Source organism: Pseudomonas sp. CFBP 13719 (genome assembly GCF_014842095.1).
In the GTDB taxonomy this organism is placed as follows: domain Bacteria; phylum Pseudomonadota; class Gammaproteobacteria; order Pseudomonadales; family Pseudomonadaceae; genus Aquipseudomonas.
Genome location: NZ_JACYVB010000006.1, coordinates 101934 through 114478, shown reverse-complemented (window position 1 = coordinate 114478; position 12545 = coordinate 101934). Strand labels below are relative to the sequence as shown.

General features: G+C 62.5%; 15 protein-coding genes. 11 read left to right on the top strand and 4 right to left on the bottom strand.

All coding sequences use genetic code 11. The annotated features are described in order from the left end of the window. The first annotated feature begins 307 nt into the window (after nucleotides 1-307). Nucleotides 308-1549 carry a glutamine synthetase family protein gene (locus tag IFT57_RS18755; RefSeq protein WP_192152416.1) on the top strand — a complete coding sequence of 414 codons (1242 nt, stop codon included), beginning with the start codon at nucleotides 308-310 and terminating at the stop codon, nucleotides 1547-1549. Nucleotides 1550-1665: 116 nt separating this feature from the next. Then, nucleotides 1666-2958: an MFS transporter gene (locus IFT57_RS18750; RefSeq protein ID WP_122794846.1), complete on the top strand. Its 1293-nt coding sequence runs from the start codon at nucleotides 1666-1668 to the stop codon at nucleotides 2956-2958. 36 nt (nucleotides 2959-2994) lie between these two features. Here the strand turns inward: IFT57_RS18750 and IFT57_RS18745 are convergent, their stop codons facing one another. The 4 genes from IFT57_RS18745 to flgA all read right to left on the bottom strand — a co-directional run bounded on the left by IFT57_RS18745 (nucleotide 2995) and on the right by flgA (nucleotide 5494). Continuing rightward, nucleotides 2995-3741 (bottom strand): flagellar brake protein, encoded by a 747-nt coding sequence (locus IFT57_RS18745; protein WP_192152286.1) that lies wholly within the window; start codon nucleotides 3739-3741, stop codon nucleotides 2995-2997. A 28-nt stretch (nucleotides 3742-3769) separates the two neighbouring features. Then, on the bottom strand, nucleotides 3770-4237 hold the full coding sequence (locus IFT57_RS18740; protein WP_122794844.1) for a flagella synthesis protein FlgN: 468 nt from the start codon (nucleotides 4235-4237) through the stop codon (nucleotides 3770-3772). Between the two features lie 49 nt (nucleotides 4238-4286). Beyond that, nucleotides 4287-4592 (bottom strand): flagellar biosynthesis anti-sigma factor FlgM, encoded by a 306-nt coding sequence (gene flgM / locus IFT57_RS18735; protein WP_122713722.1) that lies wholly within the window; start codon nucleotides 4590-4592, stop codon nucleotides 4287-4289. Nucleotides 4593-4741: 149 nt separating this feature from the next. Beyond that, nucleotides 4742-5494: a flagellar basal body P-ring formation chaperone FlgA gene (flgA, locus tag IFT57_RS18730; RefSeq protein WP_192152285.1), complete on the bottom strand. Its 753-nt coding sequence runs from the start codon at nucleotides 5492-5494 to the stop codon at nucleotides 4742-4744. A 58-nt stretch (nucleotides 5495-5552) separates the two neighbouring features. On the opposite strand from flgA, the gene IFT57_RS18725 reads away from it, so the two are divergent. The 9 genes from IFT57_RS18725 (at nucleotide 5553) to flgG (ending at nucleotide 12506) form a co-directional block, all read left to right on the top strand. Continuing rightward, nucleotides 5553-6479, top strand: coding sequence for a chemotaxis protein CheV (locus IFT57_RS18725; protein WP_122713720.1), 927 nt, complete (start codon nucleotides 5553-5555; stop codon nucleotides 6477-6479). 48 nt (nucleotides 6480-6527) lie between these two features. After that, nucleotides 6528-7355, top strand: coding sequence for a protein-glutamate O-methyltransferase CheR (gene cheR, locus IFT57_RS18720; RefSeq protein ID WP_122476757.1), 828 nt, complete (start codon nucleotides 6528-6530; stop codon nucleotides 7353-7355). Nucleotides 7356-7590: 235 nt separating this feature from the next. Further along, a complete protein-coding gene (gene flgB / locus IFT57_RS18715; protein ID WP_122475947.1) occupies nucleotides 7591-7998 on the top strand; it encodes a flagellar basal body rod protein FlgB in 408 nt (135 codons plus the stop codon). Between the two features lie 3 nt (nucleotides 7999-8001). Further along, nucleotides 8002-8445, top strand: coding sequence for a flagellar basal body rod protein FlgC (gene flgC, locus IFT57_RS18710; protein WP_122713719.1), 444 nt, complete (start codon nucleotides 8002-8004; stop codon nucleotides 8443-8445). Nucleotides 8446-8460: 15 nt separating this feature from the next. After that, complete coding sequence (flgD, locus tag IFT57_RS18705) at nucleotides 8461-9162, top strand: flagellar hook assembly protein FlgD (RefSeq protein WP_122475944.1); 702 nt, start codon at nucleotides 8461-8463, stop codon at nucleotides 9160-9162. A gap of 28 nt (nucleotides 9163-9190) precedes the next feature. Continuing rightward, a complete protein-coding gene (gene flgE / locus IFT57_RS18700; RefSeq protein WP_192152284.1) occupies nucleotides 9191-10501 on the top strand; it encodes a flagellar hook protein FlgE in 1311 nt (436 codons plus the stop codon). Nucleotides 10502-10514: 13 nt separating this feature from the next. After that, complete coding sequence (locus IFT57_RS18695; RefSeq protein ID WP_122713717.1) at nucleotides 10515-10700, top strand: hypothetical protein; 186 nt, start codon at nucleotides 10515-10517, stop codon at nucleotides 10698-10700. A gap of 233 nt (nucleotides 10701-10933) precedes the next feature. Beyond that, complete coding sequence (locus IFT57_RS18690; protein ID WP_122475939.1) at nucleotides 10934-11671, top strand: flagellar basal body rod protein FlgF; 738 nt, start codon at nucleotides 10934-10936, stop codon at nucleotides 11669-11671. A gap of 49 nt (nucleotides 11672-11720) precedes the next feature. Next, nucleotides 11721-12506 carry a flagellar basal-body rod protein FlgG gene (gene flgG / locus IFT57_RS18685; protein ID WP_043186004.1) on the top strand — a complete coding sequence of 262 codons (786 nt, stop codon included), beginning with the start codon at nucleotides 11721-11723 and terminating at the stop codon, nucleotides 12504-12506. Nucleotides 12507-12545 lie beyond the last annotated feature (39 nt).

The following is a 12545-nucleotide window of genomic DNA, read 5'->3' as shown; positions in this document are numbered from 1 at the left end:
GTATCATTCCTGCTGTTCGCCGAGCCGACGAACAAGGCGCAGCATCGAGCTGCCTGGATCCAAGTCACTACACTGTGTACTGGCGCTACGCTATCGGCAAGCGACTTGTTCGCAACGCTTCCTGCGGATGGCTTGTCACGCGCCGGCTGCGTTGCGTATTTTGTGCACATCGCCGCGTGCGGCATTCAGTGCCAAGGACAGAGAAATGAGTAGCGAAGGACTGCGTACGCTCGCCGAGCGTCTGAGCGGTGTCGATGAAATCGAATGCGTCACACCTGATCTCAATGGCGTACCGCGAGGCAAGGTCATGACGGCGGAGGGTTTCCTGGAGGGTCGTCGTCTGCAACTGGCCAGCGGCGTGCTGCTGCAATGCATCATGGGCGGTTACCCGCCCAGTTGCTACTACGGGGCTGACGATGGTGACGTTGCGATGGTGGCTGACCTCAGCCGCTTGCACCGTCTGCCCTGGAGCGAGCCGCCCCGTGCCTGGGTGGTGTGCGATGCCGAAGAACTGACGGGAGGGTACTCGCCGCTGTCGACGCGGGGTTTGCTCAAAACGGTCCTGGCACGCTACACCCGCTTGGGCCTGGCGCCGGTGGTGGCCACCGAGCTGGAGTTCTTCGTCTTCGCCGCCAATCCCGACCCGTCACTGCCGTTCCAGGCGCCGATCGGGCTGGATGGCCGACGCGAGGATGGCAGCAGTGCGTTCAGCGTGGGGTCCAACAACGGCTTGCGGCCTTTTTTCAACGAGGTCTATCGCAGCATGGCAGCGCTGGGGCTGCCGCGCGACACGGTGATGCACGAAATGGGCGTCAGCCAGTTCGAGATCAACCTGCTGCATGGTGATCCGCTGCTGCTCGCCGACCAAACCTTCCTGTTCAAGCACTTGCTCAAGGAAGTCGGGCTCAAGCATGGGCTGAGCGTGGTGTGCATGGCCAAGCCGCTGGCGCGGGTGGCTGGCAGCTCGATGCACATTCATCAGAGCGTGGTGGCGCTGGACAGCGGCCTGAACGTGTTCAACGATGCCCATGACCAGCCCACCGACACCTTCCGTCATTTCATCGGCGGACAACAGGCGGCCATGGCCGATTTCACGGCGCTGCTGGCACCCAACGTGAATTCCTACCAGCGCCTGTGTCAGCCCTATGCGTCGCCCAACAATGCCTGCTGGTCCCATGACAACCGCGCCGCCGGGCTGCGCATACCGGCCAGCGCTGCCTGCGCACGCAGGGTCGAGAACCGTCTGCCCGGCGCCGATGCCAATCCCTACCTGGCCATCGCCGCCAGCCTCGCCGCCGGCCTGCACGGCATCGAGCACCGGCTCGAGCCCTCGCAGCCCATGCAGGGCGACCTGGCCGTGCCGGAAGAATTGTCGTTGCCATGTACCTTGCATGCGGCCCTGGAGCGTCTCAAGCGCAGCCCGTTGGCCAGGGAACTGTTCGGCAATGTGTTCATCGAAGGCTACATTGCGACCAAGACCCTGGAGCTGGCGAGTTTCTTCGACGAAATCACGCCCTGGGAACGCCGGGTGCTGGCGGCCCAGGCTTGACCCTGCAACAGCTTGCATGCAGGTGACGATTTTTCCCCGCCGCGCTCAACCGGGGTGGTGGAAAAGGGCGTCGCCTGTGAACTGATCGTTCCGACACCCTTTACCGCGGACCTGCAATGCGCCAAATCTGGAAAAACTTTCGAGCCCTGTATTTCGCCTCACTGATGATGCTGATCGGCTCTGGCTTGTTGAGTACCTACCTCGCCCTGCGCCTGTCGGCCGAGCAGGTCGACAGCCTGTGGGTGGGTGCGCTGATGGCCGCCAACTATTTCGGCCTGGCTTTGGGCGGCAAGATCGGTCACAGGTTGATCGCCCGTGTTGGCCATATCCGTGCCTATGCCACCTGCGCCGGCATCGTCGGCGCTGCGGTGCTGGGCCATGGCTTGGTCAACTACCTGCCAGCCTGGCTGTTCCTGCGGGTCATCGTCGGTCTGGGCATGATGTGCCAGTACATGGTGATCGAAAGCTGGCTTAACGAGCAGGCCGACAGCAAGCAACGCGGTGCGGTGTTCAGCGGCTACATGATCGCTTCCTACCTGGGCCTGGTGCTGGGCCAGCTGATTTTGGTGGTGCATCCGCAACTGGGCCTGGAACTGCTCATGCTGGTCGCGCTGTGCTTCGCCCTGTGCCTGGTGCCGGTGGCCCTGACGCGTCGGATTCACCCGGCGCCCATGCACCCGGCGCCCATGGAGCCACGCTTCTTCATCAGTCGCGTGCCGCAGTCACTGAGCACCGTGCTGGGCTCAGGCCTGATCGTCGGTTCGTTCTACGGTCTGGCGCCGCTATACGCCTCGGCGCAAGGCCTGAGCACGGAGCAGGTCGGCCTGTTCATGGGGTCGTGCATTTTCGCCGGGTTACTGGTGCAGTGGCCGCTGGGCTGGCTGTCGGACCGTTACGACCGTGCGCTGCTGATCCGCTGCGTGGCTGTCGGTATCGCCGTCGCCGCATTGCCCCTGGCGCTGATTCCAGCTGTGCCGCTGGAGGTGCTGTTCGCAGCCGGCTTCCTGGTGTCGCTGCTGCAGTTCTCGCTGTACCCACTGGCCGTGGCGTTTTCCAACGACCACGTCGAGGCCGATCGACGGGTCTCGCTGACCGCCATGCTGTTGGTGACCTACGGTGTGGGCGCCTGTATCGGCCCATTGGTGGCAGGGGTGCTGATGAAGCAGTTCGGCAGCCAGATGCTGTATGCCTTCTTCAGCTTCTTCGCCGTGGTGCTGGTATGGCGGATCCGGCCGAAGGCAGTGACCAACCTGCACGTCGTGGACGACGCACCGTTGCATCACGTGGCCATGCCGGCCGCCAACTCGCCGTTGGCCGCAGCTTTGGACCCGCGGGTGGATGAGCACATGGTGCAGGAACAGATGCAGAACACCGAGCCGACCGACGAAGAACCCGCCAAGGCCGGCTAGCGTGCCGCCAGGCCGCGCTCGAGGCGCGGCCTGGGTTCAGAAGTCGTCCCGGTCGAAGCGCTGTGCGTCGCGTTGCAATTGATGCACGAAGCGCTCGAGCTGCCGCTGCATCAGCCCCGGAATATTGTGGAAGCGCACGCCGACGAAGGTGGTGTCGATGCGCTCTTCGAAATGCAGATGGCGCAGCTCGACCGCCGTATTCATGGCGCCGAAGGGTAGGCCGGCACTGAAGCGCTCGTAGATCTGCCCCAACTGCAACCGCTCGGCGATGTCGCCCTCGAAGCGCAGCTTGCAGCCATGGGCCGAGATATCCAGCAGCTTGCCCACCAGGGTGCTTTTTAGCCGGCTGCCGGCTATTTCCACATCAACCAGTTGGGAAAGCTTGAGCGCGGCACGAAAGGCATTGCGTCGCTGGTGATAGACCACCTGGCTGGGCAGCGCGCCGACATAGCAGCGGCTGCCCTGCTTCTGGGTGATGGTCCAGTTGCCATGGCTTTCCCAGGCAACGCGCACGCCGTCATGAAAGCCTTCGACCTTGAATCCTTCACCTGCTTCCAGGTATTTCTCGCCTTCGCGGGGAATCATTTCATCGAGGACGATGCGCAGGTTGTCCCGGTCCACTTCCACCAGAAAACTCTGGCAGCGCAGAGCGCGCTCGTGAAACGTGATGATCAGCGGGTCGTGGCTTTCCTGAAGCATGCGCAAGTTGGCGGCGACTTCCAGGGGCGTTGCAAGCACCTTGGGCGGTTGCGGGGCGTCTTCCACGTTCGATGCGTTTGACACGTTCTGGTCTACTCCGGGGAACACGCAGTCAGGCCTGGCTGAGGGCGCGGTAGGTGGCCATTCGCGCGGTCGAGCCACGGCTGTTGTAGAGCGACGGTGGCTCGGCGCCAGTGAGGATGCGGATCTGGTTGGCAGTCGCCACTTGCTGACGCACGATGCCCTGGCCCACCTGCGCATTGATGGCCTGGCACTGTGCAAGCAACTGACTCAACGCATCGCCCCGGGCCAGCAACGCATCGCCCAGGTGCGACTGGCGCGCCAGCGCCTGCAGGCCGTCGCGATCGGCGGACAGGCCGAGCTGCATGAGCAGGTGGCTGCGTCGGCGTCCGTTCTGCTCGAGCAACACGATCAAAGACTGCTTCTGCGCCAGAATCGTTTCCAGAAGCTCCATGTCGCGGCTCTGCAACGCCTGCGACTCGTCGCGCAGCAGCTCGAGCAGCTGCCCTGCGTACGGGAGGTCTTCTTCAATCAGCTGCAACAGCGTTTGATCGTGCATGGTGAGCCCTGGCGTTGACGCGTCCAGAAACCCCGGCGCCTAGACTGGTCTAGCGCTGGGCTTCGAAATTGAGCATTTTGCTGGCAACGCGCTCGCTGTCGACTTTATAGCTGCCCTCGGCGATAGCCTGCTTGAGCTCGGCGACGCGGGCGCTGTTGACAGTTGGCTGATCGCTCAGCTTGTCGGTGATTTTCTGCATTTGCTGGGCCTGATCGCTCAAGGTGACCGGTTCCCCGCTCTTCACGGCGGGCGTGCTTGGCACGGCCGTGTCGGCGGCCACTTCCTTGGCAGCGCTGGTACGCGAAGTACCCTGCACTGACGGCGAGTTGCCCACTCGGTTGAAGTCGATAACCATTGTTCTGAACCTCTGGGTATTTGGACGCTTGCCTTGTTTTCGGCCAAATCCCGATTAACTTTAGGCGCTGTTTCGCAAATGCCCGATGCCGCGGCTACGGGCCCGTGTAGGCCCCTAGTGTAGGAAAACTCCGGTTCGCCGGCCAGCTTTTACATCGCCACTTCCACTTGTCCAGGCCCGGTCACGCGCGCCTTGACCACCCGTTTGGAGTTCAGGTTGCGTACGCGTATCTGCTCGCTCATGCCGCCCTGCGCCAGCGCTTCGCCCGGCATGCGGACCGCCAGGGTGCCGCTGCGGGCAATGATCACCACCTGATCACCCTTGAGCACCAGGGCCTGTTGCTCGAGGAATACCGGCGTGAGCACCTGGTCGATCACCGTCGGTCGGATCAGCTTCATGCCCACGGCCTCGTCCAGCGAGACCAGGAAGCCTTGACCCATCGCGCCGACGTCGCGTTCGCGCAACGCCACGTCGGCCTCCGTCAACACGCTGTCGCGCTTCAACGGTCGGGTGGTGGTCACCACCTCGCGAAACAGCCGGACCTGCGCCGGAACGAATACCGTCCACGGCGCAGCGCCTTCGCAGCGCACTCGTACGGTCACCCGGCCCATCGGTTGCGCCGGGCTTTCCAGGGTGGCCGACAGCTGCCGGTCGCAACCGGGCATGCGCAGACGCGGGTCGAGGTTGTTCACTTCGATCTCGTAGCGGCCCTGGATTTGCGAGGTCGCCAGATAATCTTCAACAGTGAACTCAAGAAAACCTTGGGTGACACCGATAAGCTGTTCGGGCAATGTGACATTGTCGGCGCGCGCCGCACTGCCGAGCACCGCGCCACCCACCGTGGCAACGGCCCAGAAGAAATACGCGGCGATGTGTCGAGAAACTGTCGTTTTTGCGTTCATGCAGTGCTAATAGCAAGGCCCGTGCCGATATCGAGCGGGTCGCAAGAGGAGTTTGGGCATGGCGGGTGTAATGGATTCGGTGAACCAGCGCACGCAGCTGGTTGGGCAGAATCGCCTGGAGCTGCTGTTGTTTCGCCTCAATGGCAAGCAGCTCTACGGGATCAACGTCTTCAAGGTCAGAGAGGTGCTGCAATGCCCCAAACTGACGGTATTGCCGAAGTCCAATCCGGTGGTTCGCGGCGTGGCCAACATTCGCGGCGCGACCATTCCGATCCTTGATCTGGACATGGCCACGGGCGCTGCGGGCCTTGTGGCGTCCACCGATACCTTCGTCATCATTACCGAGTACAACACCAAGATTCAGGGCTTTCTGGTGCATTCGGTGGAACGTATCGTCAACATGAACTGGGAGGAGATCCATCCGCCACCCAGGGGCACTGGCCGCGATCACTACCTGACGGCCGTCACCCGCGTGGATAACCAGTTGGTGGAAATCATCGACGTCGAGAAAATCCTCGCCGAAGTGGCGCCGACCTCCGAAGCGATTTCGGTTGGCGTGGTGGACGAGGAGACCCACAAAAAGGCCGTGTCCCTGCGCGTGTTGACCGTCGACGATTCATCGGTGGCGCGCAAGCAGGTGACCCGTTGCCTGCAGACCGTGGGGGTTGAAGTGGTGGCCTTGAACGACGGTCGCCAGGCCTTGGAATACCTGCGCAAGATGGTCGACGAAGGCAAGCGTCCGGAAGAGGAATTCCTCATGCTGATCTCCGACATCGAGATGCCGGAGATGGACGGCTACACCTTGACCGCCGAGATCCGCAGCGACCCGCGCATGCAGAAGCTGCACATCATTCTGCATACGTCGTTGTCAGGGGTGTTCAACCAGGCCATGGTCAAGAAGGTCGGCGCCGACGATTTCCTCGCCAAGTTCCGCCCCGACGACCTGGCGGCACGGGTCGTCGATCGCATCAAGGCAGCAGTATGAATGCCGGGCGCCTGCGCCCGGCCTACCGAACCAGCAAGAGGCGGCACCGTGTCTACGGGTAATTTGGATTTTGATCAGTTCCGGGTCTTCCTGGAAAAAGCCTGTGGCATTCTCTTGGGCGAGAACAAGCAGTACCTCGTCGCCAGCCGTCTGAACAAGCTGATGGAGCAGCAGGGCATCAAGTCCCTGGGCGAACTGGTGCAGCGTATCCAGACCCAGCCACGCAGCGGTCTGCGCGAGCAGGTGGTTGATGCCATGACCACCAACGAAACCCTGTGGTTTCGCGACACCTATCCCTTCGAAGTGATGAAGAACAAAGTCCTGCCCGAAAGCATCAAGGCCAGCCCCGGTGCGCGCCTGCGCATCTGGTCGGCGGCGTGCTCGTCCGGCCAGGAACCCTATTCGCTGTCGATGACCATCGACGAGTTCGAGCGCAGCAACCTGGGACAGCTGAAATCGGGTGTGCAGATCGTTGCCACCGACCTGTCCGGCAGCATGCTGACTAACTGCAAGAGTGGCGAGTACGACAGCCTGGCAATCGGCCGCGGCCTTTCCCAGGAGCGCCTGCAGCGCTACTTCGACCCCAAGACACCAGGCCGCTGGGCGGTCAAGGCGCCCATCCGTAGTCGCGTCGAGTTTCGTGCGTTCAACCTGCTCGACAGCTATGCGGCGTTGGGCAAGTTCGACATCGTGTTCTGCCGTAACGTGCTGATCTACTTTTCCGCACAGGTCAAGAAAGACATCCTTACCCGTATCCATGGCACCCTCAAGCCGGGCGGGTACCTGTTCCTGGGTGCATCCGAAGCCTTGAATGGCTTGCCCGAGCTGTATCAGATGGTGCAGTGCAGCCCCGGCATTATCTACCAGGCCAAGTGATCTTGCGCCTGGCGCGCCTCCTTTACCGAGGCGTGCGAACAAGGCGCACGGGCGGCAATTTTTCTGGCGCCAGCGTTGCCGCTTTTCCCCTCCAGCGGAAATTTCTTGCCGCTTTTCTGGCATCACCTACCGCCTGACAGGCCCGCAACCCGCATGGGACGGGCTTTTCGAGACTTGGCACACTGATTGCTATCTGTCCTGCACGAACCATCTGGTCTGCCGCATAGGTACCAACATGAGCATCAGTTTCGACAAAGCGCTGGGCATTCACGAGCAGGCCTTGGGCTTTCGCGCCAAGCGCGCCGAAGTGCTGGCCAACAACATCGCCAACGCCGATACCCCCAACTACAAAGCTCGGGACCTGGACTTCGCCTCGGTGCTGGCAGCCCAGAACGAGCAGAACGGCAAAGGTGCCTTCGGCCTGCAGACCACCAGCAGCAAGCACATCGCCGCCCAGGGCTTCAGCTCCGGCGACGAGACCTTGCAGTACCGCATCTCCACCCAGCCTTCACTGGACCAGAACACCGTCGATGCGCAGATCGAGCAGTCGAACTACGCCGAGAACTCGGTCAACTTCCAGGCCAGTTTCACCCTGCTCAACAGCAAGTTCAAAGGGCTGGTATCGGCCCTTCGCGGAGATTAAGCCATGTCCCTTGCCAGCGTCTTCAACATTGCCGGTAGCGGCATGAGCGCGCAGACCACGCGCCTGAACACCGTGGCGAGCAACATCGCCAACGCCGAAACCGTATCGTCCAGCATCGACCAGACCTACCGCGCGCGGCACCCGGTGTTCGCCACCATGCTCCAGGGCCAGCAGGCCGGTGACAGCGGTTCGCTGTTCCAGGATCAGGACTCGGCAGGGCAGGGTGTGCAGGTCACCGGCGTGGTCGAAGACCAGAGCGATCTGGAAGCGCGCTACGAGCCCAACCACCCGGCTGCGAACAAGGATGGCTACGTCTACTACCCAAACGTCAACGTGGTCGAGGAAATGGCCGACATGATTTCGGCCAGTCGTTCCTTCCAGACCAACGCCGAACTGATGAACACCGCAAAGACCATGATGCAGAAGGTGCTGACCCTGGGTCAGTGATAGAGGCGAGCGCAGATGACGACTACCAGCATTAACAACGGCGTGAGCGCCTCGGTCCTGGACTCATTGCAGAAGACCACCAGCAGCACCGACAGCTCGACCGGCACCGCCGGCAGTGCGTTGGGCAAGGACGCGTTCCTGCAGCTGCTGGTGACCCAGATGCAGAACCAGAACCCCCTCGATCCCCAGGACAACGGCGAGTTCGTTGCCCAACTGGCGCAGTTCAGCAGCCTGGAAAGCATGCAGAGCCTGAATGCGTCGGTGGGCACCATCGTCAACAACTACCAATCGTCCCAGGCGCTGCAGGCCTCGTCGCTGGTCGGCCGCTCGGTCATTGCCCAGACCGACACCGCCGTGGTCGACCCCACCAAGGGCCTCACCGGCTCGGTGGCGCTGACCTCGTCGAGCAGCAATACCACGGTCGGCGTCTACGACGCCAAAGGCGACCTGGTGCGCAATATCGATCTGGGCAGTCAGTCCGCCGGCAACGCCGCCTTCACCTGGGATGGCAAGGACAGCAACGGCGCGGTTGCCGCTGCCGGCACCTACACCTTCAAGGCTGCAGCCACCGTCGACGGTACCGCCACGGCCATGAGCACCTACCTTCCAGCCACGGTGAACAGCGTCACGATGGGCACCAACGGCGGTGAACTGACCCTCAACCTCGCTGGACTGGGTAGCGTTGCGCTGTCGAAAGTCCAAACCATCGGAATTTGAGCCGCTTCGTTCGGCGCAGGAGTACAGCATGACTTTCAATATCGGCCTCAGCGGTCTTTCGGCAGCCAACAAGGCGCTCAACGTCACCGGCAACAACATTGCCAACGTCGCGACCACCGGCTTCAAATCCTCGCGCGCGGAATTCGCCGACCAGTACGCCGCGTCCATTCGCGCCACGGCCGGCAAGACCAGCGTGGGCAGTGGTGTGACCACCGCAGCCGTGTCGCAGCAGTTCACCCAGGGCAACATCGCCTCGACCGGGCAGAGCCTCGACCTGGCGATCAACGGCAACGGTTTCTTCGTGCTCAACGATGGCGGCCAGAAGCTCTACACCCGTGCCGGTGCCTTCTACAGCGACAAGGACGGCAACGTCGTCGACGTGAGCGGCAACAACCTGCAGGGCTACAATGCCCAGGACGGCGTGGTGCAGACGGGCGTGCTGACCAATCTGAAAATCGACTCTGCGAACCTGCAGCCCAAGGCGACCTCGAAGATCGCCGAAACCGTCAACCTCAACTCCAGCGCTCCGCAGGCAACCATCACGCCGTTCGACCCGAGCAACGTCAAGAGCTACAACTACACGTTCAACACCGATGTGTACGACAGCCTGGGCAACGCCCACCAGATTAACCAGTACTTCGTCAAGGATGCCACGGCCAACAGCTGGACCATGCACACCACCATCGACGGGCGCAATCCGTCCGATCCGACCGCCACCACGCCGTTGGTCAACACCTTGAGCTTCAAGTCCGACGGCAGCCTCATCGTGCCCGCTCAGGGCAACGTGCCCGGTGGCCTGGGCATCAATGCCGACAAGAGCTTCAACCTGGCCGGCTGGGTGCCTTCCACCCGTGGCGCCGATGGCACCTGGACGCCCAACGGTGCGACGGCCAATGCCGGTGGCGTGGCATTGGACATGCTGGCGACCACGCAATACAACTCGGCATCGGCCACCTCGGCCAAGACCCAGGACGGCTACGCCACGGGTGAGCTGACCGGTCTGTCGGTGGACGGCACGGGCAACATGTTCGCCAACTTCACCAACGGCCAGAACAAGGTCATCGGCCAGGTGGCCATGGCCAGCTTCGCCAACATGCAGGGTCTGGCGCCCAACGGCGGCACCAACTGGAAGGAGTCGTTCGCTTCCGGTACCGCCGTGATCGGCACGCCCGATACCGGCGTCATGGGCAACCTGCAATCGCAGGCACTGGAAGACTCCAACGTCGACCTGACGGCCGAGCTGGTGAACCTGATCAAGGCGCAGAGCAACTACCAGGCGAACGCCAAGACCATTTCCACCGAAAGCACCGTGATGCAGACCATCATCCAGATGACCTGATGAGGGCAGGGCAGTGATTCGGTGCCTGTGTGCAGCCCTGGCCGTCGCCGCAACCTGCGCGATGGCCGTGGCGGCGCCCGCGCCCTGGTACACCTACCAGAGCCTGGCGAGCGGCCGGTACCTGTGCAGTCAGGTAGACCCTGGCCCGCATTACCGTCGCTTCGCCGGGCCGTTCAGCAACGCCGGCTGCCGTCGTTGAAGGCGGCACCGTCGAGCCTTGGCCTGGTGTCGTGACGTAAATCCATTCTCCCGTTGCCGCTAGCGGCAATCCGGCGCCGACTTTTCGGCGTCAAGCTTTCAGTCCGCTCCGGCCGAACCGCTGCAAGCCCCGTCCTAGAAGGGCTGTAGCTGTATTGGTAAAGTTGGCCCGCATATTGCTCTACCTCTCTCAGTACAGCAGTAGACGGCATTCGCCCGTCGAGGGAGACAACTGTGGACAAGATGCTCTATGTGGCAATGACCGGTGCCAGCCAGAACGCGCTGGCGCAGAAGGCGCATGCCAACAACCTGGCCAACATTTCCACCACCGGCTTCAAGCGTGACCTGGAACAGGCGCGTTCCATGCCGGTGTTCGGCGACACCTTTCCTTCGCGGGCCTATGCCCTGACCGAACGTCCGGCCACCGATTTCAGTGGCGGCGCGCTGCAGGAAACCGGCCGGGATCTGGACGTCGCGGTGGGCGGCAACGGCTTCATCGCCGTACAGACACCCGACGGTGGCGAAGCCTACGTCCGCACGGCCAGCATGAACGTCGACGCGCTCGGAGTGCTGCGCGCCGGCAATGGTTTGCCGGTCATGGGCAACGGCGGCCCGATCGCCGTGCCGCCCGACGAGAAAATCGAGATCGGCATGGACGGCACCATCAGTATTCGTGGTCTGGGGCAGGCCCCCAACGTCATGGCCCAGGTCGACCGCATCAAGCTGGTCAATCCGGACGTGAAAACCCTGACCAAGGGCCTGGACGGTCTGATCCACACCTCCAGTGGCCAACCGGCACCTGCCGACGCTGCGGTCCGCGTCGAGTCCGGTTTCCTGGAAGCGAGCAACGTCAATGCGGTCGAGGAAATGACCTCGGTGCTGGCGCTCTCCAAGCAGTTCGAACTGCACATCAAGATGATGAGCACCGCCAAAGAAGGCGACGAGGCCATGGCCCGGGTCTTGCAAATCTAATTCCAGCGTAGCGATCGCGCCGTAAACCAGGCGCTCCAGGAGAAGACACATGCTTCCAGCACTATGGGTCAGCAAGACCGGCCTCCAGGCTCAGGACACCAACCTGACCACGATTTCCAACAACCTGGCGAACGTGTCGACCACGGGTTTCAAGCGCGATCGCGCCGAATTCCAGGACCTGCTCTACCAGATCAAACGTCAGCCTGGCGCCCAGTCGACCCAGGACAGCGAACTGCCCTCGGGCCTGCAGGTCGGTACCGGTGTGCGCATCGTCGGCACCCAGAAGAATTTCACCGCCGGCAGCCTGCAGACCACCGATCAGCCGCTGGACATGGCCATCAACGGTCGTGGCTTCTTTCAGGTAATGCAGCCTGATGGCACCGTTTCCTACACCCGTGACGGTACCTTCCACCTGAACTCCGATGGCCAGATCGTCACCGCCCAGGGCCTGGCGCTGGAACCTGCCATCGTCGTTCCCAACGAAGCGCAGACCTTCACCGTCGGCACCGACGGCACCGTGTCCATCACCACGGCCGGCAACGCCGCCTCGCAGGTAATCGGCAACCTGCAGACCGCCGACTTCATCAACCCGGCCGGCCTGCAGGCCATCGGTGGCAACCTGTTCCTGGAAACCGCATCCAGCGGCGCGCCGCAGGTGGCAACGCCAGGCCTGAACGGAGCGGGCACGGTGCTGCAGAACACCCTGGAAAACTCCAACGTGAGCACCGTGGAAGAGCTGGTCAACATGATCACGACCCAGCGTGCCTACGAGATGAACTCCAAGGTCATCTCCACCGCCGACCAAATGCTGCAGAACCTGACCCAGAACCTGTAACCCGGGTCCATCCGTAACCCCCAAGCTACCTGGGCGCCG